Raw genomic sequence first — 26,592 nt, 5'->3', positions numbered from 1 at the left:
GTCGTCAAGCTTTCTTTAATCCCGGGGAGGATCCAGTCGCAATTCCAGATCCTTAAAGCGGACCTCCATCGGCCCACCGGAATGAATCTGGAACGCCAGAATGCCGGACTTGGCTCCCTGGGGGTCATTCAGATCCGTGCACAATTTACCGTTGATGTAAGTCCGAATCCGCGGACCGACAGCAACCACCCGGTATTCATTCCACTCCCCTTCACGGACATGCTGCTCGCCGGATTCCTTAAACAGCAGGCCCCGGCCATGTTCTTCATACAGCTTGCCCCACCAGCCAGCACCAACGTCGGCCTGGTACCCTTTGACATGGCCTCCCGGCTGCAGACTGCTGCGGAACTGAATCCCGCTGTTCCCTGCATTCGGGGTCAGCCTCACTTTGACCTTCAGTTCGAAATCACCGACCAGCATGTCACTCACCAGGAACTCATTCCGCTTGATCCCCGGCGAACGGCCTACAATCTCACCGTTTTCCACGAACCAGAGCTGACTGTCGCCCGTCCAGCCGGTCAGATCCTGACCGTTAAAGAACTGCTTCAGATTCTCCGGCGTCGCCTTCATCGGCACCTGTCCGGGGCTCGCCAGATATTTGACCAGCGAACGCACCTCCACCCGGCTCAGCTGTTTCCACAGATTATCGGGCATCATCGACTTGTCACTCAGGCTCATTTCGTCGATTTCGTCACGGGGGATGATCACCGTCTCGTTCGCCGTCGCGACCGTCACCGCGTTCTTATCTTCCTTCTTGATGATCCCGGTAATAATCCGCCCTGATTCCGTGATAATCACGGCCGGCTGATAATCCTTTGCCATCACGGCACTCGGATCGACCACGTTCGACAGCAGATAATCGAGGTTGGCCCGGTTTGAACCGGTCAGTTCCGGACCAATGCTGGCCCCTGTTCCAAACAGCTTATGGCACTGTTGGCAGGTCTTCGCAAAAATCGCCCGTCCCAGGTTTATGTCCGGCGTCGGATGCGGTCGCTCGATCATATTCTTATAGCTGGCGATCAGCTTCTTCTTATCCGCTGCCGATTCGCGGACAACGCCCCATACCTTACCGATCCTGGCATTCAGTTCTTTATCTTTGAGATTCCCCAGCTGACGAATGATTTCCGCAGACAGATCTTTGGAAGGCACTTCGCCCGCTTCGACCGCAGTCACCAGCTGCTCCGCGAAATTCAAACGACTTGCCAGTGTATTCAACGCGTCCCGCTTTTCATTCAAATCGTACTGCGGATACCGCTCCAGTATCGCCGTCGCGATCGCCGCATCGGGGTAACCGGCCAGCCCCCGCAGCGCTTCGCGGCGGATTCCCTTCTGGTCCAGCAATGGAATCAGAATCGGCACCAGTTGCGGATCGCGGACTCCCAGCAGACTATCCAGGGCTGACTTCCGTCCCGCCAGATCGTTCTTCTGGTCTGCGACGATTTCCCGTAACTCCTGCATCGCCGCCGGGTCACCAAAGGTCACCGCCAGCGACAGCGAACGTGACTTCACCACCGGATCCTGACTCGCCATCAGCCGTTTACCCACTCTCTTCCATGGCGCCGGCATCGGAAACTGGCGTCGTCCCCGCAATGCGCTGTTAATCGAATCCAGAAACACTTTCTGCTCATCCGCAGTCTGCGCTTCTCCCAGCTGTTCCACCAGAAAAGCGACCGCCTCTTCCGTTCCGATATCCGCAATCCGCCGCAACGTGTACGACTCGATCAGCGGTATCTTCGCATCTTTCGCCAGGGCATAGGCCTGCTGCATGTCATGCGGTGCCAGCGGCTCCAGGGCATACCAGTAGAGCAACGGCAGATTATGATCGTGCTGATCTTCCGCGTGACTCACCAGACCTTTGAGAATTCCCGCCCGCTGATCCAGTGGCAGCCGGTTGGCCGCCGAACCCAGGTAGAGACGCACCACCGGTGAAGGATCCTGCTTCGCCAGTGTTTCCATTGTTTTCAACAACTGCTTTGACGGCACGCCCGTTTCCAGCGCCAGCTGAATCGCCCAGCCCCGCATAAATTCGCTCGGGTCTTGTAAAGCTTGCATCACTTTCGCTTCCGAAAGTCCCCCCGTCACATGCAGAGCCCACAACCCACGCAGGCGACGTGTCACGTCGTCATTACCGAAGGCAATCTCCGCCAGTTGTGCGTGCACTTCCGGGTCGGCTCCCCGCTCCTGCAGAACACGTCGGGACTGCCGCACGTACCAGTCGTTCTCGTGCAATTGCAGCTTGACCAGCTCGGCACTCGTCAGTTTTTGCAGATCAACTTTGACCGGCTTCGCATTGTTATAAGCCACGCGGAAAATACGCCCGTTCGAACGGTCGTGCTTCTGAAATTCACGATGATGGCACTGGTTCGTGTCGTACCAGTCAATGAAATAGACCTGCCCGTCCGGACCGTACCGCAGATACAGAATCTGTGAGGAACGATCGTTCGCATACAGGAAATCGGGAGCAAAATCGCCAATATACCCCGACCCTTCGCGGGCCAGCTGATCCTGATTTAAACGGGCACCATGAATGTTGTTCATGAACAACTGATTGCGATACTTCTTCGGCCAGCTGCCTCCCAGGTAGATCATCGCCCCGGCATGCGCGTGTCCCCCGCCTACCCGGTCGGAAGCGACCCGGTCCGACTGGTTCCATTGTCCGCCGGTCCAGTGCCGGTGTTTCGCAATCGTTTTAATGTCGTCGTAAGTGTAAGGATTGAAATGCTGCCCTGCCTGTCTGCGATAACGCGCGTTCTGCACGATATGAAACAGGTGCGGAATCACACAGCAGGTCAGAAAGCACTGCCCCTGATCGTTGAAGTCCACACCCCACGGGTTACTCGTCCCGTGCGCAAAGACTTCGAATTCGTGCCGCGTCGGATGATACCGCCAGATCCCGGCATTGATCGGCTTTCGCTGATCATTGGGCGTGCCCGGCTTTCCCACCCGGGAATGCGTAAACACACCATGGCAGCCGTAGAGCCAGCCGTCCGGCCCCCAGATGAACGAGTTCAACGTTTCGTGTGTATCCTCGTAATGCCAGCCGTCCAGCAGAATCTCTGGTTCTCCGTCTGGCTTATCGTCGCCATCCTTATCGGGAATGAACAGCAGGTAGGGCGCCTGCCCCACCCACACGCCGCCAAAGCCGACTTCCAGACCGCTCACCAGGTTCAGCTTCTCCTGAAAGATCTTTCGCGTCTCAAATTTGCCGTCGGCATCTTTGTCTTCGAAAATCAGAATTCGATCTTTCCCTTTTCCTTCCGGCTGCTTGCTGGGATAGGCATACGATTCCGCGACCCACAAACGCCCGCGATCGTCAATCGTCATCGCGATCGGCTGCTGCACATCGGGTTCGGCAGCAACCAGCGAGACCGAAAACCCGTCCGGTACCGACATCACTTCCGCCGCCTTCTTACCAGGCAGACCGTCATACTTTTGTGTATGCTCCTGCGCGGGGGCTCCACTGTCCGCCACTTCCAGTTGTGCGGGCTTTTTGTCGTGGAAGCGGAAATGATCGAAGTTGATATGCCCCCAACCGCCCTTATGCTGGTCCACCAGTCGAATGAAGATCTCTTTCCCCTGGTATTTCGTCAGATCCACCAACTCCTGGTGCATACGCTCATTGTTGCGACCACTGGCTTTCGCGATCACCTTGTTTGTCGTCCGGTCTACAATTTCGACCCGCGTCGAATCGTGACTCCCGCCTCCGACATAAAACGTGGCATAAGGATGTGTCACTTTAATCGAAGCCGAAGACAGCGTCCCCACGGGCACATCTTCCAGCACCTCATAGGTACCCACCCAGTACTGCCCCTGGTGATTGCTCACCATATCTCGACGGCGGGCTTTGACCGTATCACCTTTGACCGGCTGCGAACGGAATGCCTCTCCCTCCGCAACCCAGTCTTTCAGATCACCGGTCTCAAAATCGAGATTCAACCGTCGCCCGTCTGCGTTCGTAGCGAAATGCTCGCCCGGCTTGAGTTCATTCTTCACCGAGACTTTCTTGGGCACATACTTTTTCGGCTGTGCTTTTTTCCAGGTTGCCTCGTCTACTTTCACTTTTTTATGCTTCAGCAGATACGTACCCGACTTATTCCCCACCACCAGATCCGGGAGCTTGTTCCCCGTCACATCGCCGGCGACCACCTGGGTTCCCACTCCCGACTTGTCATTGATCTGGTAAGGCAGAAAATCCACACCGTTTGGCGTCCGCACAATTTTGAACCAGTAATTGACCGGTGGTTCTTTCGCCCCCGGATCATGCCCCTGATGCGCCCAGAATCGTTTCCCGGTTACAATATCCTTGATGCCGTCGCCATCCATATCCACCAGATCGACGGCGTGCAGCTGTGAGAAGACTACGCCATACTTGTTCTCTTCCGGCTTGCTCCCCATGATCGGATGCTCGACGAACGTAATCTCGCCATCTTTCTTGACGTTCTCAAACCAGGAGAGACCATACGCGTGGGCCGCCTTACTGGTGATTACATCCTGGTCCCCGTCGCCATCCACGTCGTAGGCATACATCTGAGAACCGCCCGCACCAGTAAACTTAAATGGGTGCCGTGTCCAGAAACCGGCTTTCTGCAGATCAGCCGGCTGTTCCCACCAGCCGTTCTTCTCGAGGATGTCCTGCTTTCCGTCACCATTCACATCGCCCACACCCAGCCCGTGCGTAAAGCGACCGTACTTCAGATTGGGCGAGACCGCATGAAAGCTCCAGGGCTTCGTCGGATCTTTCCCCGGCCCCGCATAGCCAAGCTGTCCCCCCGTGTGGAATACCAGCTCTGGCTCTCCATCTCCCGTCAGGTCGGTATAGGTGGGCGACTCGTTATCGACCACCGGATGCGCCAGGTACCGCTTCCAGTGCCCCGACTGTTTCTGCGGATTCGCATACCAGTAAGCTTCCTTACCGGGGAACCCGATGATCACGATGTCGGGCCACTCATCCTTGTTGACATCATTCACAAACGCAAAGAAGTTGTCGGAATAGCCGTTGATGCTCCATTCCTTGACCGGATAGTACTCGTGCTTCGTTTTGAAGTCTGGCCCCGCGTACCAGTACGGTCCGGAAATCAGATCCTGGTGACCGTCCCGGTTCAGATCGCCGAAGGTCGCCCCTTCTGCATAGAACTTATCACCCAGTTGCAGACGGTCAAACTGGTGGAGCGTGAACTCCTCTGCAGCAGCCAGCGGTGCCGCCAGAATCAGCGATAACAGGAACAGGGAGTAACGAGCCATAACGGTCCCCTCGAATATCTATGTGAATGATGTCGATATATCAAATGCTAACAGTGACGTACGCCAGTTATTCCAGTGTGAACTCGGGCAGCTTGCGAATTTCGCCCCCTGCCACGGCAGACTCATGCGCCAGGATGCCCACACTGGTCCAGTTCGCAGACAGCGGGGCGTTCGGCCAGGGATCACTGTCTTCCACCAGTGACTTCAGGAACGCATTCACCAGATGCGGATGCGAACCGCCGTGCCCGGCCCCCTGCAGGAACGAGAGATGATCCGCGTCGTGAATCGCCCGGGTGAATTTCTGAATTTCAGGCGGCAGCAGATGTGCGTAATCGGGCACTTCCACACGCTCGGGAATTTCGGGTTCCGGCTTCTTCGCAGTGTGCAGCACCGGGTTCTCCCCTTCGATCAAAGGCCACTCAAATGATTTTTTCGTGCCATACACGTCTACCGATTCCCGGTACTGCCGCGCGGTATCAAACAGGAACCGCCAGATGTGAGCCGCGATATCGGAATCCTTGATCTTGATGTGACATGTCTCCACAGCGAATTTGTTACCCGACTTTTCCGCGATGTCGTCGTTCACGGTCCCGGAACCAAAGCAGCTCACATACTCAGCCCGACCGTTGACCATCCCCAGCACCGGACTCACCACGTGCGTTGCATAATGCATCGGGATCATCCGCTCCCAGTACTCGGGCCAGCCTTCCATGTCCTGCGGGTGACTGGCCTGCATGTACTGAATCTTGCCCAGCTCCCCTTTGTCATACATCTCCTTGATGAAGAGAAACTCGCGGCTGTAAACCACCGTCTCCATCATCATGTATTTCAGTCCGGTCTCTTTGACCGTCTTGACGATTTCTTCGCACTCCGCCACCGTCGTCGCCATCGGCACCGTACACGCCACATGCTTCCCTGCCTTCAACGCTTTAATCGACTGCGGAGCATGATCGGGAATCGGCGTGTTAATATGGACGGCATCCACATCAGGATCCGCCAGCAGCTCATCGTAAGAGGTATAACGTTTCTCGATCCCGAACGTATCGCCGATCTCGTTCAGATGATCTTCTGATCGCTGACAGATCGCATACATGTTGGCATTCGGATGCGCCTGGTAAATGGGAATGAACTCAGCACCAAATCCCAGACCGACAATCGCGACATTCATCTGTTTCTCACTCATGGCATTCCTTCTACGCTGCAGGAGAGACTCTCTGTTTGATCCGGTTACCTCATCAGGGGAACCCGGCCCATTTTCTTTATTGTAAATGCCCCCTGAACGAGTACCATGTAAACTTGCGCATAATAAATTGAGATATTTCACCGCACAACAAAGCTGCCCTCATCCATGCTATCAGGGGTTTGAGACCGTTTGCCAGACGAGCTGTCACGGAATCCCTTTAAGAATATTACATTTACGTCGCCCTCAATTCCGCCCGAAACCGGCTCTATGAAATCACGCCCCTCAATCGCCCTGCTCATCGAATCATCCAACTCCTATGCCCGCGGACTCTTACGCGGCATCATGGCTTACATTCACGAGCACCACTCCTGGTCGATCTACCTCCCCGAGCATGGTCGAGGCAATGTCCCCGTCAACTGGCTCAACAGCTGGCACGGCGACGGCATCATCGCGCGAATTGAAAACACGAAGACCGCCGAAGCCGTCGTGAACTCCGGCGTCCCGGCTGTCGATGTGAGTGCCGCCCGTCTGGCCCCCTCGCTCCCCTGGGTAGAAACCGATGACCGCGCCATCGCCTCTCTGGCCGCGCAACACCTCATCGAACGCGGCTTCGAGCACTACGCCTTCTGTGGCGATCATCGCTTCAACTGGTCCCGCTGGCGGGAAGATCATTTCCAGAACGTCATCCAGGACGCCGGCTTTACCTGTCACTCCTATCCGCAGACCGCCGGTCGCAAACAGGCGCCCCCCTGGGAAGCCGAACAGCAACGCCTGGCTGACTGGATCCTGCAACTCCCCAAGCCGGTCGGCATCATGGCCTGTTACGACATTAAAGCGCAACAACTGCTCGATGTCTGCCGTACCATCAACGTCTCTGTCCCCGAAGAAGTCGCCATCATCGGCGTGGACAATGACGAAATTCTCTGTAACCTCTCCGAGCCCCCCCTCTCCAGCGTGATCCCCAACACGCGCCTCACCGGCTACGAAGCAGCCGCCCTGCTTGATCGTATGATCGCCGGCGAACCGGTCTCCTCAGACGCCCATCTCATCAAGCCTCTGGGAATTGCCACGCGTCAGTCCACCGATATTCAGGCCATCGACGACAAACTGATCTCCGACGCCGTCCGCTTCATCCGCCAGCAGGCCTGCGAAGGCATCAACGTGCAGGACGTCTTAAAGTCGGTTCCCCTCTCCCGGCGGGTTCTCGAAAGCCGCTTCCAGAAAGTCATCGGCCGCTCACCGCACGAAGAGATCATGCGCATCCGCCTCGATCGCGTGAAACAGCTGCTCGAAGAAACCGAACTCCCGCTGATCGAAATCGCCAGCCGCACCGGCTTTCGCCACTCCGAATATCTGAACGTCGCCTTCAAAAAACAGACCGGCACCACCCCCGGCCAGTTCCGCCGCGAACAAAAACAGACGCGTTGAACTGCATTCTCAAAAAATATCAGATCCACGCGTGATCTTTCGCTGCTTCTCCCGCCTGAATCAGAGAGCCGATCGTATTACTGCCGCACCGTCCCTCCAATTTCCACATTCAGACGAGAGGTCACTCCGATGCAACAATCTCAAGCATCCCGCTTTAAACGGTTCCATCTGCTGGCTTACACCATCTTCTGGGGCGGAGAATTTCTCATCATGTTCCTGGCGTACCTCGTCAAACAGGTTTTCAACATCACCCCACATGGAATGGACCTTTTGATGGTCGGACCGGCGTGGGTCATCATGTTCGTGGGGGCGGTCCTGTTATTGATCGGAAACTTCCATCTGCATCTCATCGGGAACCGAGTTACCGATCTGATCCTGGGCCTGGTCAGTGCCATCATTCAGGCGGGAGCGAATTTTGTAGCCTGGTTCGTCATCTGGTTGATCTTTCTCACCGAAGTGCTGGGTATTAATATCTGTTGAGGGTTCAGCAAATTCAGAACTATCCTGTTTCAATTCGTCCAGCAAACCGTATATTAGTAGAGATTAATACTTAGCACACTTGCTTTTTCCTTAATCTCGACGAATTGATAAAACAGCATGACAGACACCGCCCCGGCTGCGACCGCTGACAAAAACCGGAAACGCATCGTCTCCCTCGACCAGTTCCGGGGCTACACCGTAGCGGGCATGTTCCTTGTGAACTACATGGGCTTCTTCATCCTCTGCCCGGTCGTGCTCAAGCATCACAATACCTATTGCAGCTACGCCGACACGATCATGCCCCACTTCCTGTTCGCGGTCGGCTTTGCCTATCGATTGACCTTCGGCAGACGGATACAGACCCAGGGGGCCGTCTCGGCTTACCTGCGGGTAGTCAGACGTCTGCTGGGTCTGGTGCTGGTCTCGCTGATCATCTACCGCGTCTCACCGGTCGCGAAAAGCTGGAGCGAACTGCAGTCAATCGGCGTCTGGGGCGCCATTGCCGATCCACTCAAACGTAACTGGTTCCAGACGCTGATGCACATCGCCGTCACCTCGCTCTGGATCACCCCCGTGATCCGCGCCCGCGCCTCCGTGCGCATCGCCTATATGCTCTTTTCCGCTGCCGCGCATGTGGTGCTCTCGTACTACTTTTATTTCACCTGGGTCAACTCGCCCCCCAACGGCATCGACGGCGGACCGCTGGGCTTTCTGACCTGGACTATCCCCGCCATCATCGGCACGCTCGCCTGCGACTGGGTCGTGGAAGCAGAAGGACTGCCCCGCATCAAGCCCATCCTGTTCTGGTCGTGTGCGTTGATGCTTTCAGGCTGGATCATTTCCTGTGGGACCCGTCTCTATGATGTGCCCGCAATAGATCAATCCATGGCTGGCAACCAGGATCTGAAACTGGCCATCCATCCGGTCATTCCTACGGAAGCGCAATTCAAAGCCAAAGAGGGAGAGCCGTTCTCCGCTTATCTGGCGGAACCTCCGTTTGTCAAACCGCCGGAGCAGGATCAGCGAAAATGGAACTACTGGATGATGAGCCAACGGGCGGGAACGCTTTCGTACCTCGTCTTCTCAGCGGGACTGTCACTGTTCGTCTACCTGTTGTTTCACCTCGCCTGTGATCGAGGCAACCTGAATATTCCCCTGTTCCGCACGCTGGGAACCAACGCACTGGCCGCCTACATCCTGCACGACCTGGTCATGGAATCCATCAAGCCCTTCGCCACAAAAGACGCTCCCTGGTGGTACGCCTGGGGCAGTTTCCTGCTCTTCTTCTGGATCACATGGCTGATTGTCCGGCATCTGGAGAAGAACCAGATCCACCTCAAACTCTGAGCCGTTTTTATTTCGATCGGATCGTCATCAGGAACTGGTTGACGGCCGCATTCAGACTCTCAGACTGTCGGGCAATATCGTTGGCAGCATTGACCAGGTCACTCGTGGAGAGAAAGGTCTCCGAAGCCGTGGAGGAAACACGCTTGACGGTCTCCGATGTCGAAACCGTTTTGCCAGCGGCGTCTTTGACGTTTTGATGAATCGTCGCAATCGCCTGGCTTTGTTCGGAAATCGACGTCGAAATCGATTCGCTGATCTCGTCTACTTTACGGATCGTACTGCTCACGGTCGCAATATTCGTCACCGCGTCATGCACCACGTCCTGGATCTGACGAATGTGCTCGGTAATATGATTGGTGGCCCGCGCGGTATCCTGTGCCAGGTTTTTTACTTCAGAAGCCACTACCGCAAACCCCGCTCCCGCCTCGCCGGCACGCGCCGCTTCGATTGTCGCATTCAATGCCAGCAGATTCGTCTGCTTCGCGATATCAGCAATCATCTTGGCAAAGGAACCGATGTCATTCGTCGCTTCCACCAGCCCAGACATGAACTCACGGGCATGCTCGCTCTCATTGACCGCCTGCTGCACCACCTCCGTAGACTGTTTGACCCGGTCGTCGATCTGCTGGATTGACTGATTCAACTGCACCGTCGAATCCGCCACCACGTCGACATTCTGTGCGGTCTGGTCGATCGATTCGACGGCCATAGTCGTTTCGAGAATCGCCCGTTCGGTCACGGATTTCAAAGACTGAACCGTGGCATGCAGCTGTGTAGCGGCTGCGGAAACAATCGTTGATATCCCCTGTACTTCCTGCTCGAATTCATCCGCCATCTCCAGACGTCTGGTTTCAGACTGTTGCAGTTCCTCTGCCTGGTACTTCATCTTTTCGCCCGCCTCGTTAATCACTTCAGAAGCATGACGGAATGTACCCCGCATTCCTTTGAGCAACACCTTGCGGAAGAATTTTCCGTGAGCAGCGGCGTTCAATGAAGCCTTGGATTCGCGTACAAACGCGTCCGTGTAATCCAGCAGCCCGTTGACCGAAACCAGCGCGCGCCCCAGATCACCGTCCGCATCGATATGCAGCAGGCGAACCTCCAGATTCCCTGCCGCTGCAGATTCACAGACATCCGCCAGCTGTTTGACCCAGCGGCGATAATGTTCCAGTTCCGCATATTCCTCATGCGTGAGAGGAGACGTGGAACGTTCTTCTCCAGTCGACTGCGCGGCTGCATCCAGATTCAGCATGGGGTCCCTCCGGGGTCTCAATCTTCTGTCTTAAGAGTTATAGGGCAAAGACATACTCATCGTATTCCATCCCGACTGCATCCAGTTGAGACAGCAGTTCCACGGTTGCATTCTGCATCCCGGTTCGCCAGTCAGAGCTGGCGCCTTCAATCCGCTTCAAAGATTGGTAGAGGGGAATCACTTTATCCAAAGCCTTGCGTTCGGGCACACGGCGACTGGAGTGATAGCCACTGATCTGGCCGGACAGATTCCACGTAGGAGTAACATGGGCCAGCACCCAGTAATGGTCGCCGTTCTTACAAAGATTGACGACATAGGCAAAGATCTCCTCACCCACCTGAATCGTATCCCACAACAGCTTGAACACACAGCGCGGCATATCCGGATGACGGATCAGATTGTGAGGCTGTCCCAGCAGTTCTTCCTCGGTGTAACCGGAGATCTCGATAAAGGTCTGATTCGCGTAAGTAATGCGTCCCTTGAGATCCGTCTTGCTGACGATAATCTCATGATCTGCAAATGTGCGTTCCTGACCGGTTGGAATCGGGTGTTCCATGTGTGCCTTCCCTGTGCAGCGAACTCAGTAAAGATTGTCCCCAATAGACAATCAACTGACGGCGGAGTACACCGCCTGGAGACGGGAACGCGAACAGACTAGAGACCGGCACTGACCGGATCATGCGATCGGAGGCTCCCTGACATAGAACACAGTGCCATTTCTGGACACTCTGGTCATATATCCCTTTTCGAACCTCTGGCGTTCCGGAAATTACAAAAGAAACCAAACTATTGCGCGAGCCATTAAAAAAATTCGAGTCACACACGCAAGGTCGGGGTCCTGATTCCCCCATTAAACATGCGACCACCCCAAAGAAGCGGCATAGCCCTCCTGCTGACAGGGGCTCTCGATCGTAACCGCTCAGATGTACCCTGAAACGCGCGCATAGCGATCGCGGTCTGGTAGGAAAGTTGAAGCTTGAAAATCAGCTCAGAGTTACTTCTTTGTCGCCCTGGGTAACTTTCCCCAGAACGTGCGAAGGAATCTGGAGTGACTGCAGTTTTTCCTGCACGGCCTCTGCATGTTGTGCCCGGACGATGGCAACCAGACCGATTCCCATATTGAAGACGCGGAACATTTCGGCTTCGTCAATATCCCCCAGTGACTGCAGCCAGTCAAAGACAGCCGGCACTTCCCAGGCAGAACGCTTGAGATCGATCCGACGATTCTGAGGCAGAATTCGTTCCACGTTTTCCACCAGTCCGCCCCCGGTAATGTGGGCCAGGCCGCTGATCACAATCTTATCAGGAAAACTCTGGAAGATGGTGTTAATGGCGTCCGCGTAGATCCGGGTTGGCTCGAGCAGGATACTGGCGACCGTCCGTTGATTCAACTCCTCAATCTGATCGTTGACATCCAGGCCCGCCATTTCGAATACGACCTTACGGATCAGACTAAAGCCATTGGAATGGAAGCCGCTCGATTCGAGACCCAGAACAACATCGCCCGATTGAATCGCCTGACCGTCCAGCACCTGGTTGCGTTCGACAACGCCTACACAGAATCCGGCCATATCGAAATCCCCATCACCGTACAGGTCAGGCATGATCGCGGTTTCTCCCCCCAGCAGAGCCGCTTTGGAAAGCACGCATCCCTTGGTGACCCCCTCCATCAATTCGACCAGCCGTTCGGGATCGTCTTTTCCGAGCGCGATGTAATCGAGGAAAAACAGGGGTTCGGCTCCCAGGCAGAGACAGTCATTAACACACATCGCCACCAGGTCGATGCCGATCGTATTGTAGATTCCCGCCTGGATCGCAACTTTGATCTTAGTCCCTACCCCATCGGTCCCGGAGACCAGGACAGGATCTTCGTACTGCCGACCAGCGGGACCGGGTTGAGGATTATTCAGACGAAAGAGCCCCGCGAAACCACCGGGGAGTTCCATCACCCTGGATTTCTGTGCGACGTGAGTTTTTGCCAGAAGGGGAGTAATCGAGGACATGGCTTTCTGATAGAGATCCAGGTCAACGCCGGCATCTTTATAGGTCGCTTTGGCCATAATATTCAGTCGCTGTAGATAAAGAAGAGTTCAAAATCGCGTGTCAGATCTGATCCGTTCTGCAGAACAGACCCACTGCTCACAGCATAGCAATCCCCGCTGGAGATGGAAATCATGCGTATCGGATATTTAAACCCCATAACTGGAAAACCCGGACCCGGCGGGGATACTTTCACATTTCTGCTTGAGATGATGCTGACGTTCACTACATCTCATCAGCGCAAGAGCATAAGATTTCCGACTGCTGAACAAGAGCTTTTGATGTTTTACAACCAGTCGTCGAAGGGAGTACTCGGGTATGAAGTTAGCCACTTTACACACAGAACAGGGTCCGACCGTTGTTTCCGTTACCGACCAGGAGGGTCAGTTGACCTTCTACGATGTGCGTGCATTCGACGACACACTGCCCCCCTCATTAAAGGGCGTGCTCAGTCTGGAAGATGGGCTCGAACGTGCCTGTAAAGCTGCGAAACAGGCGGTGGAGGCCGACCGACAGATTACCGGTAGGCTCTGCGCTCCGATTCCACAACCGGGGAAAGTCATCTGCATCGGCCTGAACTATCGCGATCACGCCGAGGAAACAGGCATGGCCTTTCCCGATGAACCGGTTTGCTTCAGTAAATTCACGACTTCCGTCACAGGTCCCGATCAGCCGATTCGTATTCCGGAAGTGGCCAAAGAGGTAGACTACGAAGCCGAACTGGTCGTCGTCATCGGAAAGACATGTCGCAATGCGAACCTGGACAACGCACTTGAATACGTCGCCGGCTACATGAACGGACACGATGTCTCCGCACGCGACTGGCAGATCGGACGTCCGGGCGGACAATGGCTGTTAGGTAAAACACCAGACACCTTTGCACCGATCGGTCCCTATCTGGTCACCTCGGATGAAATCGAGGATGCAAACAACCTCTCCATTAAACTGACGTTGAATGGAGAGGTGATGCAGAATTCCTGTACCGATAAGTTTATCTTCACAATCGAAGAAATTGTGCAGTTCCTGTCTCAGTTTATGACACTGGAACCAGGCGATATTATCTTTACCGGAACGCCACCAGGAGTTGGCATGGCACGCAAGCCACCTGTCTATCTCAAACCTGGAGACCAGGTTGATGTAGAGATTCAGGGACTGGGAGCACTACGCAATTCTGTGGAAGCGTGGAACTGATAGTAGAATTACTCAGATGTTGTTACGCGAACAGCTCGCAGACCGCGATCGCTTTTTTCGCTTTCGAATTCAACAGTCTGGCCTTCTACCAGTTGATCGAACGTGATTCCGTCCAGTGAAGAGAGATGAAAAAAGATATCCTGTTGACCATCGTTGATGAAGCCAAAACCTTTTTCAGTAATTTTTTTGATTGTTCCAGTGGCCATGTAGCCCATCCTCTAACTTAAAAGTCTCTCGACAATAAAACGGAGTTTATTGTCACTCGTAATTGATCACCACTTCAAGAAAACACGTTCGTAAAATAGTGACGCACTGAAAAAAATACGCTCAGCGTATTATGACGCAAAAATAAGAACGGATATTAGCCCTGAGTAAACTGGACACTTACTTGAATAAGAATCAAATTCTCAGAACTGAGATTAGTGTGACAAACCCGGAACAAATTAGCAAACTGTTATATCAAAGTTTCTTATAAAAATTTTGAGAATTCGAAAAACAGTTTCTCCCTCATTTTTGCCAGTTTTTCATGGATTAAATGATATTAATCTTGACCTTTTTGTATTAATTTGGCAATCCACCAAACACCTCTCAGCACACTCCTGAACCCTGCCAACGCCCCGCGATTTCGCTATAACCAGCAAACCGGTTGCAGTAAAGCCAGCTTCTCAGAGCGAGAAAAACCTCAGTTTCTCACTATTCAAATTGAAAACTGATCTAAAGTTTCTCGATGGCGCTTGAAATCTGGGGGTGCTCATTTTTTAATGTTTCTAGACAGAATGTCTTCATTGACAGAATGCAAGTGACTCACTTTTTTTGAACAACGAAATCGGAAGGGACAACTCAATGTCTTTCACAAAACTGAGCCGACTGTTCGTCGTGCCCGCCACCATCAGCATGTCAATCTGGGCCGTTGGTTGCGGCAAGCCTGCTACCGAAGCTCCTGCACCTGCTGAAGAGCCCGCTGCTGAAGCTCCCGCAGGCGAAGCACCTGCAGGCGAAGCTCCTGAAGCTGGTTCCACCACCGGTGGTGCTGGTGCAGAAGTACCAGAAGGTGGCGAAGAGGCTAAGAAAGAAGGCTGATTCTCATCAGCCGGCCGACCGCCAGGTCAGCCACAGGCCTCCGGCCTGATGTAAATTAAAGAAACGCCCGTTAATTTAACGGGCGTTTTTTTATTGGCTGAACACTTTGCAAACTGCGAATCCAAATCACGCATTCTTTAATGCCAAAACGTGCTATTTACCTTATCATCACCTATAATAAATGCCTCTCCCCCGAAGGGAGACCTGCTGACTTTTGAACCCGACTCCATCGCCCGACTGCCTGAAGGAATGAAACCGTGAAAACCGCATCTGCTCTCATTGCCGGTCTGTCTCTCTGCCTGACGCTCTGCCTGCCTGCTACTCTCTCTGCTGAAGAGAAAGCACCGCAGGAAAAATGGATCCCCCTGTTCAACGGGAAAAACCTGGATGGCTGGACGGTCAAAATCCGAGGTTATGAACCAGGCGTCAATTATGCAGATACGTTTCGGGTAAAGGACGGGCTACTCACCGTCGACTATGAGCACTACGATGCCTTCGATGAAAAATTCGGTCACATCTTCTACAAAGACACCTTTTCTCACTACATCATCCGCGTGGAATATCGTTTCATCGGCGACCAGGTCAAAGGCGGGCCAGGCTGGGCCTTTCGCAACAGCGGCATCATGGTCCACGGCCAGAGCCCCGAAAGCATGTCCCTTGACCAGCGTTTTCCGGTTTCCATTGAAGTCCAGCTGCTGGGTGGGAAACCGAAGGGCAAACGCAGCACTGCCAACCTCTGCACCCCGGGCACAAACGTCGTCATGGACAACAAGCTCTTCATGCCACACTGCATCGACTCCTCTTCCAAAACCTATCGGGGCGATCAGTGGGTGACCGTTGATGTCGAAGTCAAAGGCAACAAGATCATCGAACACGTCATTGACGGGGAAACCGTCCTCTCGTACACCAAGCCCCAACTCGACCCCAAAGACGCCGATGCCCAGAAGCTGATCGAACAGGGCGCCCCGATCATGCTGGATAAAGGAACCATTTCCCTGCAGTCGGAAAGTCACCCGGTTCAGTTCCGAAAAGTGGAACTGCTCAATCTCGCCCCCGAAAACAGCAGTAATTGAGAACCGGTTTCAGAAATCTCCGCTGCGAACTCCACGAAGTCAGAGATCTCGTTTCAATCTATATAAATAGACATTTTTCGCCAGATTCACTCTGGTACAAGTGGAGCCAATTACGAATACTACCGGTAGTCAAATATTATCAACAACATTTGCTCCGGCCCGGAATTCGGCAGGGGCAGGAAAGAAAGATTGAGAAAGCAGAACCAATGAAGGGTAGCCAGAAAGTAATCGACGCATTAAACGATGGCCTGACAATCGAACTCACCGCCATCAACCTGTACTTCATCTCTTCCAAGATGTGCAAAGACTGGGGCTTTGACAAACTGGCCAAGCACTTCTACGACGAATCCATCGAAGAAATGAAACATGCCGAGCAGGTCATCGACCGCATCCTCTATCTGGATGGCGTTCCGGAAATCGCCCGCTACGATGTCATTCGCGTGGGTAAGACTGTTGAAGAACAGATCCAGAACAGCCTGGAACTGGAAACGAAAGGGGTCTCAACCTACAACGAAGCCATCGAACTCTGCCGACAGGAAAAAGACGCCGGCAGCCGTGAATTGATGGATCAGATGGTCGTCGAGTCAGAAGAAAGCATCGACTGGTGCGAATCACAGCTCGAACTGATCAAACAGGTCGGCATTCAGAACTACCTGGCTGAGCAGATTCGCGAATAGCAGGCTTAAACCGGCTGAGCGGCACACAGACAACGTCGCTTGGACTGTCCACAGTCATCACACAGCCCTGCCAGCAAGTCCTTAATGCGGCAATGGCAGGCTGTGCAGCCTTTTCCAGCACCACAACCGCGGGTTACTTCGTGAACGGTCTCTGCCTGGGTCTCAGTAATACACTGCTGGACCTGATCTGGAGTCACTTTCAGACAGTGGCAGAGAAAACGGCGGCGTGGTGCAACTTCAGGGGCCGGGGTGGCTCCCACACGCTCGATCTGGCTTCCGGTTACTGTAGACATCTTACACTTATACCCAAGCGTCTGTCGCATCCATGGTGGCAGACGCTTTTTTTACGTGGATAGTGATCTTGAAAAACCCGGAGTTCCTCAGGTAGGAAACGGTTGGAACCCCGATCTCAGGCTTGGACCTGGTGGAATGTCGATCATGAGACTCAGTCTCAACTAAGACTAGTATATCGACCTTCGTTAGACTGTCAACTACCGTTTCTACATCTTTTTGACAGTTCAGATAGAAAGAAACCCCAATTCATGTGATACTTAGTACACTTATCCCGTGCATTTTCTCCCCTACCCCAGCCAGAACAGGTACTTAAGTACTGACACCCAATTGCAAAACAAAAACAGGCCTGCTCTCGCAGACCTGTTTAATGTCGTTTCAGCCTTCTGCCAAACGATTTACGTCGTCTGTTTCTTAAATGCGGTGTCAGGATCACGGAATCGATAACCAACTCCACGCACCGTTTCAATCAACTCCGCGTGCTTATCCAGTTTCTGACGCAGAGCCCGGATATGAACGTCAATCGTCCGCTCCAGCACGAGGGCATCGTCTCCCAGAGCCGCATCAATCAACTCAGAACGGGAGAACACTCGCCCCGGCTGACGAACCAGCGCTTCCAGAAGTTCGAATTCACTGCGGGTCAGAGAGATAGGCACATCGTCAATCATCACCCGGTGACGCCGGCGGTCGATCATCACTCCCTGGCTCACGATGGTATCTGAGGCTTCGCCATTGCTTTCACGTCGACGAAGCAGAGCCTTGATCCGCTCCAGCAGAATCTTGACGCTGAACGGCTTGGTTACGTAATCGTCAGCCCCCAGCGTGAAACCGACGACCTGATCGGTCTCTTCAGATTTCGCGGTCAGCATCAGTATCAGCACATTGCATGTTACCGGGTCTGATCGCAGTCTGCGACAGACTTCCAGTCCGTCCATCTGAGGCAACATCAGGTCTAATATAATCAGGTCAGGCGTTTTCAACTGGGCCTGCCGTAACCCGTCCATCCCATCCAGGGCCACCACGGCATCGTACTTCTCCTGTCGCAGATTGTATGCGAGAACTTCAGAGAGAGAACGATCATCTTCAATCACAAGAATGCGTTTCTTTGACATGTCTTTTTCTTATAACACCTCTGTAAAAGCGGGTCAGGTGGAAAATGTTTCTTTGTGACGATGACGGATAATTTCGCCCTCGGTCAGGTAAATCACATCTTCCGCAATATTTGTAGTATGGTCGGCAATACGTTCAATGTGGCGCGCAGAAGAGAAAAAATGTAATGCCGGCTTAATCAGACTCTGATCGGTCTGCATCAATCCGTAGATTTCATTGATAATCTCGCGGTTGTAACCGTCGACAATATCATCACGTTTACAGACCTCACGGGCCTTATCGGTATCGAAATCGATGAACGCGTCAATCGCGTCGCGTAACATCGAAACCGTAACTTTGGTCATGGGTTCCAGGGCAGCAGGAATGTGGAAATTCGGATAATGCGACAGACCGATGGTCCGCTCAGCTATATTCACCGCCAGATCGGCAATACGCTCCAGATCATTGTTAATCTTCAGCACCGTTGCCGTCTCGCGCAAATCGACGGCCACCGGCTGATGCAGCGCCAGAATCTTCAGGCAGTCTTCCTCAATCTTCACTTCACTCTCGTTGATTGCCCGTTCCTGCTCAATCACTTCATTGGCCAGATCAACTTGAACTTCGTAAAGCGCGCGACTGGCTTTAGAAATCATCTCTTCCACCAGCGATGACTGGGTGATGATTTCCCGCTCCAGTGATTCCATATCACGCTGTAAATGTTTTGTCATTGGCTTATCCAAACCTGCCGGTAATGTAGTCTTCGGTCTGCTGTTTCTTGGGATTCGTGAAGAGCTCTTCCGTCGCTCCGGATTCGATCAGCAGCCCCTGATAGAAAAAGGCAGCCTGGTCGGACACACGAGCCGCCTGCTGCATGTTATGCGTAACGATCACAATCGTGTACTGTTCTTTAAGTTCGAAGATCAGGTCTTCGATCCGTGCCGTTGAAGCCGGATCGAGTGCCGACGCCGGTTCATCCATCAACAGAATGTCCGGATCGTTGGCCAGAGCACGGGCGATACATAACCGCTGCTGCTGACCACCCGACAGGTTCAATGCAGAATCGCTCAGGCGATCTTTGACTTCATCCCACAGTGCTGACCGCTGCAGAGAGCGCTCGACGATCTCGTACAGATCTTTCTTTTTACGGATCCCCGCGATCTTGGGACCGAACGACACGTTATCGAAAATCGATTTCGGAAATGGAGTCGACTTCTGGAATACCATCCCGATCCGCTTCCGCAAGGTCACGATGTCTGTGCGGCTGGAATAAATATCCTGACCTTCCAGCAGGATCTCGCCTTCGACCCGGGTGCCTTCGATCATATCATTCATCCGGTTCAGACACCGGAGAAACGTCGACTTTCCACAGCCTGAGGGGCCAATGAACGCAGTCACGCACCGCTCAGGAATCGAAAGCGAAATATCAGTTAAAGCGCGGTTATCGGAATAATAAAATGACAGGTCACGCACGCTGATCTTTTCAGTAGCCTGCGCCAACTCATCGGCAGTCCGCATGCTTTTACCTTCAGGAATCGAAGGCCGCACGACAGGACCCTGTGAATGAGTGGAGGCTGCTTTATCAGGTGATTGCATATTATTTTTAACCGAGGGTGTTGAAGCCATAAATTGGTTATCCCCGCTGAATACTATTATAGATAATCGAAATCAAATATGTGCGGGAGAATTTCGTATTTTCCCGATCGCCAGGTTCCCTCTCTTACCAGCGAATCTTTTTTCCGTATTTATGCCGCACGAACACCGCTACGGCATTCATGCTGACCAGTACAACCAGCAGTACTAAAATCCCGGCTGCCGCCAGATGATGAAACTCTTCCTGCGGCCGCGAGGTCCAGTTGAAAATCTGAATCGGTAGAGCGGTAAACTCATCCGATAATTTTTCCGGTACAAAGGGAACATAAGCCATCGCCCCGACAACCAGCAAAGGTGCCGCTTCTCCCAGTGCCCGCGAGAGGGATAAAATCACTCCCGTCATAATCCCCGGCAGGGAAGCCGGCAGCACCTGGTACCACACCGTCTGCCAGCGGGTCGCCCCCAGAGCATAAGCCGAACGTCGGATCGAATCCGGTACCGCCCGCAACGCTTCCTGGGACGCCAGAATAATGATCGGCAATACAACCAGGGTCAGTGTCAGTGCGCCGGACAGCACGCTCCGCTCAAAAGCCAGCGTCCGGACGAACAGTCCCAGCCCCAGAATTCCATAAACAATGGAAGGCACACCGGCCAGATTCGCAATATTCAACTGAATCAATTTCCGCCAGCGGCTCCGCGGAGCATACTCTTCGAGATAAACGGCAGCCCCTACTCCCAGCGGCACCGAAAACAGGGCCGTCAGACAGATCAGCCAGATGCTGCCCCACAGTGCTGTCTTGATACCGGCTTTTTCAGGGAACCGTGATGGCAGGGACTCGATAAAGTCCCAGCTCAACCAGCTTTTACCCTGCAGAATGATATTCCAGATCAAAACCAGCAGCACCAGCACACAGGAAATCGTGGCCAGAAAACAGGCCGCAGTAAACATCCCGTTCACGATACGCCCGCGGCGTCTCTTAGTATAAATATCGATTTTTGTGCTCATTCGTAGCGTTCTCCTACTCGGGAGAGAATATATTGAGCAATCACGTTCATCGTCATTGTTGTAACAAACAAGGCAAGGCCGACTGCAAAAATTGTACGGTACTCAATCGTGCCTGCAGGTGTATCTCCCAGACTCACCTGCACAATATAAGCGGTCATGGTCTGAACACTTTCCAGGGGATTCAGGGTCAGTTTGGGTGTCGCCCCTGCCGCCAGAGTCACCGCCATTGTTTCACCAATTGCACGGGAGATGGCCAGCAGGAAGCTGGCAATAATCCCCGACATCGCAGCCGGCAGGACCACTCGTACTGTCACTTCAAATTTGTTTGCTCCCAGCGCAGAAGCTGCTGCCCGCAATGAAATCGGGACCGACTGCAGAATATCTTCACTCAGAGAAATGATCATCGGCAGGATCATGATCCCCACCACGACGCAGGCACTGGCTGCATTAAATACGCCGGCGCTGGGAAAAATCTGGCGGATGATCGGAGACACAAACACAATTGCCATAAATCCATAAACGACCGATGGGATACCGGCCAGGATTTCCAGGATTGGTTTCACGATGTCGCGGAAGCGGGGAGATGCATATTCACTCAGATAAATCGCCGTCCCCAAACCAATGGGAACCGCCACAATCGCGGAACCGCCGGCCACCAGCATCGTCCCACAGAGCAGAGGCAGAATCCCGAAGTGCTGTGGCTTAAGCAACGGAGTCCATTCAGTCCCCGTCAGAAACTCCAGCACAGGCACGTCGTAGAAGAACTTGACCGATTCGTACAGCAGAATGATCACAATGCCTACGGTCACCAGCACTGAAATACTGGCGCAGATAAACAGCGAGAAGTGAACCAGGCCCTCATACACAGGACGCAGACGGTTCCACACACCACTCGCACTTTCAAGAGACGCAGGGCGAGGCAGCCCTGCGACCGCTGCCTCCCCCCCGTTGACTTCAACTGGTTGTCCTGCGTCAGAACGTTCGTTTGTCACTTCGACAAAGCTCCATTAAGGGTTTCCATGTTCTTCTTCTGAACTTCTTCTGAGACGGGCACATAACCCACGTCTTTCGACAGAGCTGCAGCGTTTTCCATGTAGAATTTGATAAAGGCAACAACTTCAGGTCGCTCCAGAGCAGACTTCCGCACATAGATGAACAGCGGGCGGGACAGTGGCTCATAAGTATTGTTCCGCACGGTTTCCAGTGAAGGTTTGACACAACCTTTGCCACCATCAACAGCCAGCAGCTTCAGTTTGTCTTTGTTTTCTTCGTAGTAAGCGTAGCCGAAGTAACCCAGGGCATCTGCGTCTTCGGAGACACCGGTCACCAGCACGTTATCGTCTTCACTGGCAGTGTAGTCAGCCCGGCTGGCCTTGGATTCACCAACGATTGCTTCAGTGAAGTAATCGAAAGTACCCGAGTCAGTTCCCGGACCGTACAGCTTGATGTCCTTGGCAGGCCACTTGGGATCCAGGTCTTTCCACTGCTTGACGCCACTTTCCGGACGCCACAGTTCTTTGAGCTGACCGACGGTCAGGCAATCGCACCAGTCATTCTTGGGGTTCACGATCACAGCCAGACCGTCAAACGCGACTGACAGTTCGATGAACTCGATTCCCTGTTCTTTACAGGCGTTGGCTTCTTTTTCTTTCATCGCCCGAGATGCATCGCAGATATCGACTTCACCTGCGATAAATTTCTTCATACCGCCACCGGTACCGGAGACACCAACCGTTACACGAATCTTGGGCTGCACTGCACGAAACTCTTCGGCAACCGCTTCACTCACGGGATACACGGTGCTGGAGCCATCGATTTTCACACTGCCTTCCAGCTTCTCGCCACCCTCAGCAGGTGCTTCCGCTCCTGGCTCAGATCCAGCCTGCTTGGCTGCCGGGCCGTCGCTGTTCCCGTTGCATCCAACGCCAATCAGGGAAACGCCAATGGCCAGACACAGCAGCCCCCATACTTTCCCCTTGTTTGTCGTGATCATCGTGTGTGTTTCTCCCAATTGCGATATAGTTAAATAAGATGGTTTTTGGCTTTGATTCAGAGACCACACCGCCGTTCAGAGCGAACGGGCACCTGTAGCCTCTCTCAGACGCGTGTTACCATACCCGCAATTTGTTAAGACTATATTAAGAAATCGTGAAGTACTTAATCTTTCCGGAACAACTCAACCACCGAAAATGCGCATCCTAACACAGGAATTACACAGCACTTATCACACTCAACCCCGATCTCAGCCACGGGGGAGACGGACAGAAAACGTCGTTCCTGTCCCGACCTTACTGGTCACACCAATCGTACCATTAAACGATTGTACAAGGTGCTTCACAATGGAGAGCCCCAGCCCGGTTCCACCCAATTCACGTGAACGCGCTTTGTCGACCCGGAAGAACCGCTCGAACAGACGGGCCAGATGCTTCTCCTCGATCCCGATCCCGGTATCCTGCACCTGCATTAACACCATGTTACCTTCATCACGCTGCCAGCGTATCGTAATCGTTCCCTGCGCCGGCGTGTACTTGATCGCGTTGTTGATCAGGTTCCCCAGGATCTGGTGCAAGCCTTCTTCGTCAGCTTTGACTCGCAAACCGGGCTCCTGCTCTTCAATGATCAGCTCAATCTGCTTCGACTCCGCCACAGTCTGTTGATCTACCAGGCAGGACTCAACAAACGGACGCAGCTCGATACTGATAATATCAAAGACCTGATTTCCTGATTCGATACTCGCCAGGCTGATCAAGTCGAGAATCAACTGGTGCAGACGGTCTGCCTGTTCTTCGATCCGCATCAGAAAAGTTTTGCTGATCTCCGGATCATCCATCGCACCACGAATCAGGGTCTCCGTGTACGCCTTAATGGAACTCAAAGGCGTCTTCAATTCATGTGAGACATTCGCGACAAACTCCTGACGCAATGATTCCAACCGCCGCAACTCGGTCATGTCAAATAACACAATCACCAGACCCGGACAGGGAGTGCCGGGCAGCGGAGTCGTGGTCACCCCCAGAATCCGATCGCTGGTACTCTCGAGTTCCACTTCCATCCGCTGGGGTTCCAGGGTTTTTAACACCTCTGTCACCGCCTTTTGCAGCTGATGATTTCGCACCGATTCAAATAACGGTTTCCCTTGTGCCTCTTCCGGCGAGAAAAACAATAACCGCCCCGCCGACTCATTGGCAAACAGCACATGCTGTCGTTCATTGGTCGCGATCACGCCTTCGACCATCCCCTCCAGCACGGTACTCAGACGATCACCGCTCGCCTGCAGCTGACGCACGCGTTCGGCCATCTCCTTACTCATATGGTTGAAGGACTGGGCCAGGATTCCCAGTTCATCATGCTGGGGGAAATACAGTTTCTGATCGTAATCCCCATTGGCAATCGACTCGGCTGCGTTGGTCAGAATCGTCAGGGGACGGATCATGCGGGCGACCACCCAGTAGGTGATCAGCATCACCGTAAAGCTGACCAGCAGCGCAATACTCCAGATCAGCTTCTCAATCGACGCGATCTCCAGTTGGATCTTGGACATCGTAATTGAAACACGCACCACCCCCTTAGGCTCGCCATCATGCCTGTACAAGAGCGCATAATACTTCATGGGTTCACTCAGCGTCGGACTTCTCCGTTCAGAAGTCCCCCAACCTGTCGCCAGCGCTTTGATAACTTCCACCCGGTTTTTATGGTTCTCCATGTCGCGAACCAGCTGTAGTGAACTCTGATCCGAATCGGCAATCACGACCCCGTCCATATCGATCAGTGTAATCCGCGTACCGGTTTCGGCCCCCAGCTTCTCAACTTTGATCTGCAGCTGCTCAGAGAATCCTCTGTCGAAGACCCCCTCCATGCTGCTCCGCATGATCACCGCTGAGTCATGCAGACGCTGCTGCACCTGGTCTTCCACCTGGGTCTTCTGACGTCCCGAAACAATCAGCACGAATACAATCGCGGAAGCAATATTCAGACCGGCATAAACCAGGAACAGTTTCCAGAACAGACGCGAAGACCACATTCAGACATTTACCTTGTTGACGGTCCGTGCAGGGAATCATGTCAGACCACTTTTAAGCTGGCCTGTTTTCACTCCCACACGCAACGAGATTTCCCTATCGGGTTGAAATGAATTGGCCTATTGTGAACCCGCCCCCCTGTATTTCGCAAGGGCTGTCCCCCATTTTCACGCAGACTTCAACAGAACACGGCCACGAACAGCACTGCTGCTCCAGTAAAATGCCCCTGATCCACCAAGGCAGACCAGGGGCACCCACATCAGGCAATCACGCGTGTGACCACTCCCGAACCGACCGTTTTGCTGCCTTCGCGTATCGCAAACCGGTCCCCCTCAGCCAGCGCGATCGGCTGGTTGAGCATCACGTTCAGTGTCACACCGTCACCGGGCATGGCCAGATCTGCCTGGCCTTCCACCCGTGCGGTTCCCGTGACGTTCGTCGTACGAAAGAAAAACTGGGGCGTATAGCCATCAAAAAAAGGCGTATGCCGTCCCCCTTCTTCCTTTTTCAATACATAAACTTCCGCCTCGAAGTTTCGATACGGCGTCACAGTGCCAACTGCTGCCAGCACCTGACCCCGCGAAACTTCTGAGTAGTTCGTCTTTCTCAACAGGCAGCCCACGTTGTCGCCGGCATAGCCCGTGTCGACCAGTGCGTTGAACGACTCCACCGAAGTCACAACATCAGTGCGCGTATCTTCACACAGACCGACAATCTCGACCGCATCGCCGGGACGGATCTGCCCCTGTTCGATCTTACCCGTCACCACAGACCCGCGGCCCATGATGCTGAACACGTTTTCGACCGACATTAGAAACGGCCTGTCAGTCAGCCTCTGCGGATCCGGCACGTAGGTATCGAGCGTCTCCAGCAGGTCGTGGATACACCGGGAGGCATCCGGATCATCCGGACGTGCATCGGCCAGTTTCGCGGAACCGTAGATAAAGGGAACTTCATCTCCAGCAAAGCCATAATGCGTCAGCATTTCCCGCAGCTCCAGCTCTACCAGTTCGATCAGCTCCGGATCATCCACCAGATCACACTTGTTGAGAAATACGACCAGGTGCGGAACACCCACCTGCCGCGCCAGCAGAATGTGCTCGCGTGTCTGGGGCATCGGACCGTCGGCGGCCGAGACCAGCAGCACCGCACCATCCATCTGGGCTGCACCGGAGATCATGTTCTTGATGTAATCCGCGTGTCCCGGACAGTCGATGTGCGCGTACGTCCGCTTGTCCGTTTCGTATTTCACATGCGACGCCAGGATCGTCACAGTCTTGTTTTTATCGCGTTCGATACCGCCGCGGGCGATCTCCTGGTACGACTTGACGCGCGCCAGACCACGCTGTGCCTGCACCTTCAAGATCGCAGCCGTCAGCGTTGTCTTTCCATGATCGATATGACCGATCGTTCCCATATTCACATGAACTTTATGAACCATTGCTCATAGCCTCCTTTCTCAAGAGGAGTGTGTCACATCTGCCGGCCAGCTGAAGAGGTGAGCAGCCTCAGCAGCCTTTTTGTGCCCGTGCAGCGCCAGATCGGCTGATGCAACGAAAAAATGCGAGCCTCGCCCCAACTGGGGCATACCAATAAAAAAAGCCC

At 53.7% G+C, this 26,592-nt stretch carries 22 protein-coding genes; 7 read left to right on the top strand and 15 right to left on the bottom strand.

Annotated features, from left to right (window positions below; all coding sequences use genetic code 11):
- Nucleotides 1–15 precede the first annotated feature (15 nt).
- Both RID21_RS14365 and RID21_RS14360 read right to left on the bottom strand, forming a co-directional pair.
- The gene (locus RID21_RS14365) at nucleotides 16–5,241 is read right to left on the bottom strand and encodes a PVC-type heme-binding CxxCH protein (RefSeq protein WP_350189926.1); all 5,226 of its coding nucleotides are present in this window, start codon (nucleotides 5,239–5,241) and stop codon (nucleotides 16–18) included.
- A 67-nt stretch (nucleotides 5,242–5,308) separates the two neighbouring features.
- Entirely contained in the window at nucleotides 5,309–6,424 is a 1,116-nt protein-coding gene (locus RID21_RS14360; protein ID WP_350189924.1) for a Gfo/Idh/MocA family protein, read from the bottom strand.
- A 267-nt stretch (nucleotides 6,425–6,691) separates the two neighbouring features.
- Between RID21_RS14360 and RID21_RS14355 the strand changes: the two genes are divergently transcribed.
- The 3 genes from RID21_RS14355 to RID21_RS14345 all read left to right on the top strand — a co-directional run bounded on the left by RID21_RS14355 (nucleotide 6,692) and on the right by RID21_RS14345 (nucleotide 9,679).
- Nucleotides 6,692–7,852 carry a XylR family transcriptional regulator gene (locus RID21_RS14355; RefSeq protein WP_350189922.1) on the top strand — a complete coding sequence of 387 codons (1,161 nt, stop codon included), beginning with the start codon at nucleotides 6,692–6,694 and terminating at the stop codon, nucleotides 7,850–7,852.
- Between the two features lie 129 nt (nucleotides 7,853–7,981).
- Nucleotides 7,982–8,332, top strand: coding sequence for a hypothetical protein (locus RID21_RS14350; RefSeq protein WP_350189920.1), 351 nt, complete (start codon nucleotides 7,982–7,984; stop codon nucleotides 8,330–8,332).
- A gap of 117 nt (nucleotides 8,333–8,449) precedes the next feature.
- Nucleotides 8,450–9,679, top strand: a complete 1,230-nt coding sequence (locus RID21_RS14345; protein WP_350189918.1) for a hypothetical protein — start codon at nucleotides 8,450–8,452, stop codon at nucleotides 9,677–9,679.
- Between the two features lie 7 nt (nucleotides 9,680–9,686).
- On the opposite strand, the gene RID21_RS14340 is transcribed toward RID21_RS14345, so the two are convergent.
- The 3 genes from RID21_RS14340 to purM all read right to left on the bottom strand — a co-directional run bounded on the left by RID21_RS14340 (nucleotide 9,687) and on the right by purM (nucleotide 12,991).
- On the bottom strand, nucleotides 9,687–10,931 hold the full coding sequence (locus RID21_RS14340; protein ID WP_350189916.1) for a methyl-accepting chemotaxis protein: 1,245 nt from the start codon (nucleotides 10,929–10,931) through the stop codon (nucleotides 9,687–9,689).
- Between the two features lie 37 nt (nucleotides 10,932–10,968).
- A complete protein-coding gene (locus RID21_RS14335; protein ID WP_350189914.1) occupies nucleotides 10,969–11,487 on the bottom strand; it encodes a PAS domain-containing protein in 519 nt (172 codons plus the stop codon).
- A 427-nt stretch (nucleotides 11,488–11,914) separates the two neighbouring features.
- Nucleotides 11,915–12,991 (bottom strand): phosphoribosylformylglycinamidine cyclo-ligase, encoded by a 1,077-nt coding sequence (gene purM, locus RID21_RS14330; protein WP_350189912.1) that lies wholly within the window; start codon nucleotides 12,989–12,991, stop codon nucleotides 11,915–11,917.
- A gap of 298 nt (nucleotides 12,992–13,289) precedes the next feature.
- Here purM and RID21_RS14325 point away from each other — a divergent pair, with 298 nt between their 5' ends.
- A complete protein-coding gene (locus RID21_RS14325) occupies nucleotides 13,290–14,162 on the top strand; it encodes a fumarylacetoacetate hydrolase family protein (RefSeq protein ID WP_350189910.1) in 873 nt (290 codons plus the stop codon).
- Nucleotides 14,163–14,170: 8 nt separating this feature from the next.
- Here RID21_RS14325 and RID21_RS14320 read toward each other — a convergent pair whose 3' ends face one another.
- Nucleotides 14,171–14,368, bottom strand: a complete 198-nt coding sequence (locus RID21_RS14320) for a cold-shock protein (RefSeq protein WP_145036301.1) — start codon at nucleotides 14,366–14,368, stop codon at nucleotides 14,171–14,173.
- 637 nt (nucleotides 14,369–15,005) lie between these two features.
- On the opposite strand from RID21_RS14320, the gene RID21_RS14315 reads away from it, so the two are divergent.
- The 3 genes from RID21_RS14315 (at nucleotide 15,006) to bfr (ending at nucleotide 16,992) form a co-directional block, all read left to right on the top strand.
- Nucleotides 15,006–15,242: a hypothetical protein gene (locus RID21_RS14315; RefSeq protein WP_145036299.1), complete on the top strand. Its 237-nt coding sequence runs from the start codon at nucleotides 15,006–15,008 to the stop codon at nucleotides 15,240–15,242.
- Between the two features lie 257 nt (nucleotides 15,243–15,499).
- A complete protein-coding gene (locus RID21_RS14310; RefSeq protein WP_502892615.1) occupies nucleotides 15,500–16,315 on the top strand; it encodes a 3-keto-disaccharide hydrolase in 816 nt (271 codons plus the stop codon).
- A 206-nt stretch (nucleotides 16,316–16,521) separates the two neighbouring features.
- Nucleotides 16,522–16,992: a bacterioferritin gene (bfr, locus tag RID21_RS14305; protein ID WP_145180556.1), complete on the top strand. Its 471-nt coding sequence runs from the start codon at nucleotides 16,522–16,524 to the stop codon at nucleotides 16,990–16,992.
- Nucleotides 16,993–16,997: 5 nt separating this feature from the next.
- Here the strand turns inward: bfr and RID21_RS14300 are convergent, their stop codons facing one another.
- The 9 genes from RID21_RS14300 to tuf form a co-directional block, all read right to left on the bottom strand.
- The gene (locus tag RID21_RS14300; RefSeq protein ID WP_187781996.1) at nucleotides 16,998–17,285 is read right to left on the bottom strand and encodes a (2Fe-2S)-binding protein; all 288 of its coding nucleotides are present in this window, start codon (nucleotides 17,283–17,285) and stop codon (nucleotides 16,998–17,000) included.
- 396 nt (nucleotides 17,286–17,681) lie between these two features.
- Nucleotides 17,682–18,395, bottom strand: a complete 714-nt coding sequence (locus RID21_RS14295) for a response regulator (RefSeq protein ID WP_350189908.1) — start codon at nucleotides 18,393–18,395, stop codon at nucleotides 17,682–17,684.
- Nucleotides 18,396–18,428: 33 nt separating this feature from the next.
- Nucleotides 18,429–19,100, bottom strand: coding sequence for a phosphate signaling complex protein PhoU (gene phoU / locus RID21_RS14290; protein ID WP_350189906.1), 672 nt, complete (start codon nucleotides 19,098–19,100; stop codon nucleotides 18,429–18,431).
- 4 nt (nucleotides 19,101–19,104) lie between these two features.
- Nucleotides 19,105–19,887, bottom strand: coding sequence for a phosphate ABC transporter ATP-binding protein PstB (pstB, locus tag RID21_RS14285; RefSeq protein WP_149340869.1), 783 nt, complete (start codon nucleotides 19,885–19,887; stop codon nucleotides 19,105–19,107).
- A gap of 202 nt (nucleotides 19,888–20,089) precedes the next feature.
- A complete protein-coding gene (gene pstA, locus RID21_RS14280; RefSeq protein WP_350189904.1) occupies nucleotides 20,090–20,968 on the bottom strand; it encodes a phosphate ABC transporter permease PstA in 879 nt (292 codons plus the stop codon).
- Nucleotides 20,965–21,855, bottom strand: coding sequence for a phosphate ABC transporter permease subunit PstC (gene pstC / locus RID21_RS14275; protein ID WP_350189990.1), 891 nt, complete (start codon nucleotides 21,853–21,855; stop codon nucleotides 20,965–20,967). Before pstC ends, pstA begins: the two co-directional genes overlap by 4 nt.
- A gap of 101 nt (nucleotides 21,856–21,956) precedes the next feature.
- On the bottom strand, nucleotides 21,957–22,961 hold the full coding sequence (locus tag RID21_RS14270) for a PstS family phosphate ABC transporter substrate-binding protein (protein ID WP_350189902.1): 1,005 nt from the start codon (nucleotides 22,959–22,961) through the stop codon (nucleotides 21,957–21,959).
- A gap of 249 nt (nucleotides 22,962–23,210) precedes the next feature.
- Entirely contained in the window at nucleotides 23,211–24,989 is a 1,779-nt protein-coding gene (gene pnpS, locus RID21_RS14265; protein ID WP_350189900.1) for a two-component system histidine kinase PnpS, read from the bottom strand.
- A 257-nt stretch (nucleotides 24,990–25,246) separates the two neighbouring features.
- Nucleotides 25,247–26,428 carry an elongation factor Tu gene (gene tuf / locus RID21_RS14260; RefSeq protein WP_350189898.1) on the bottom strand — a complete coding sequence of 394 codons (1,182 nt, stop codon included), beginning with the start codon at nucleotides 26,426–26,428 and terminating at the stop codon, nucleotides 25,247–25,249.
- Nucleotides 26,429–26,592 lie beyond the last annotated feature (164 nt).

Source organism: Gimesia sp. (genome assembly GCF_040219335.1).
Taxonomy (GTDB): Bacteria; Planctomycetota; Planctomycetia; order Planctomycetales; family Planctomycetaceae; genus Gimesia.
This window is presented reverse-complemented; position numbering and strand designations above follow the sequence as displayed.

Excerpts from the sequence above, each read along its gene's own strand:
- RID21_RS14365 (WP_350189926.1), bottom strand. The coding sequence starts at position 5,241 with ATGGCTCGTTACTCCCTGTTCCTGTTATCGCTGATTCTGGCGGCACCG.
- RID21_RS14360 (WP_350189924.1), bottom strand. The coding sequence starts at position 6,424 with ATGAGTGAGAAACAGATGAATGTCGCGATTGTCGGTCTGGGATTTGGT.
- RID21_RS14355 (WP_350189922.1), top strand. The coding sequence starts at position 6,692 with ATGAAATCACGCCCCTCAATCGCCCTGCTCATCGAATCATCCAACTCC.
- RID21_RS14350 (WP_350189920.1), top strand. The coding sequence starts at position 7,982 with ATGCAACAATCTCAAGCATCCCGCTTTAAACGGTTCCATCTGCTGGCT.
- RID21_RS14345 (WP_350189918.1), top strand. The coding sequence starts at position 8,450 with ATGACAGACACCGCCCCGGCTGCGACCGCTGACAAAAACCGGAAACGC.
- RID21_RS14340 (WP_350189916.1), bottom strand. The coding sequence starts at position 10,931 with ATGCTGAATCTGGATGCAGCCGCGCAGTCGACTGGAGAAGAACGTTCC.
- RID21_RS14335 (WP_350189914.1), bottom strand. The coding sequence starts at position 11,487 with ATGGAACACCCGATTCCAACCGGTCAGGAACGCACATTTGCAGATCAT.
- purM (WP_350189912.1), bottom strand. The coding sequence starts at position 12,991 with ATGGCCAAAGCGACCTATAAAGATGCCGGCGTTGACCTGGATCTCTAT.
- RID21_RS14325 (WP_350189910.1), top strand. The coding sequence starts at position 13,290 with ATGAAGTTAGCCACTTTACACACAGAACAGGGTCCGACCGTTGTTTCC.
- RID21_RS14320 (WP_145036301.1), bottom strand. The coding sequence starts at position 14,368 with ATGGCCACTGGAACAATCAAAAAAATTACTGAAAAAGGTTTTGGCTTC.
- RID21_RS14315 (WP_145036299.1), top strand. The coding sequence starts at position 15,006 with ATGTCTTTCACAAAACTGAGCCGACTGTTCGTCGTGCCCGCCACCATC.
- bfr (WP_145180556.1), top strand. The coding sequence starts at position 16,522 with ATGAAGGGTAGCCAGAAAGTAATCGACGCATTAAACGATGGCCTGACA.
- RID21_RS14300 (WP_187781996.1), bottom strand. The coding sequence starts at position 17,285 with ATGTCTACAGTAACCGGAAGCCAGATCGAGCGTGTGGGAGCCACCCCG.
- RID21_RS14295 (WP_350189908.1), bottom strand. The coding sequence starts at position 18,395 with ATGTCAAAGAAACGCATTCTTGTGATTGAAGATGATCGTTCTCTCTCT.
- phoU (WP_350189906.1), bottom strand. The coding sequence starts at position 19,100 with ATGACAAAACATTTACAGCGTGATATGGAATCACTGGAGCGGGAAATC.
- pstB (WP_149340869.1), bottom strand. The coding sequence starts at position 19,887 with ATGCGGACTGCCGATGAGTTGGCGCAGGCTACTGAAAAGATCAGCGTG.
- pstA (WP_350189904.1), bottom strand. The coding sequence starts at position 20,968 with ATGAGCACAAAAATCGATATTTATACTAAGAGACGCCGCGGGCGTATC.
- RID21_RS14270 (WP_350189902.1), bottom strand. The coding sequence starts at position 22,961 with ATGATCACGACAAACAAGGGGAAAGTATGGGGGCTGCTGTGTCTGGCC.
- pnpS (WP_350189900.1), bottom strand. The coding sequence starts at position 24,989 with ATGTGGTCTTCGCGTCTGTTCTGGAAACTGTTCCTGGTTTATGCCGGT.
- tuf (WP_350189898.1), bottom strand. The coding sequence starts at position 26,428 with ATGGTTCATAAAGTTCATGTGAATATGGGAACGATCGGTCATATCGAT.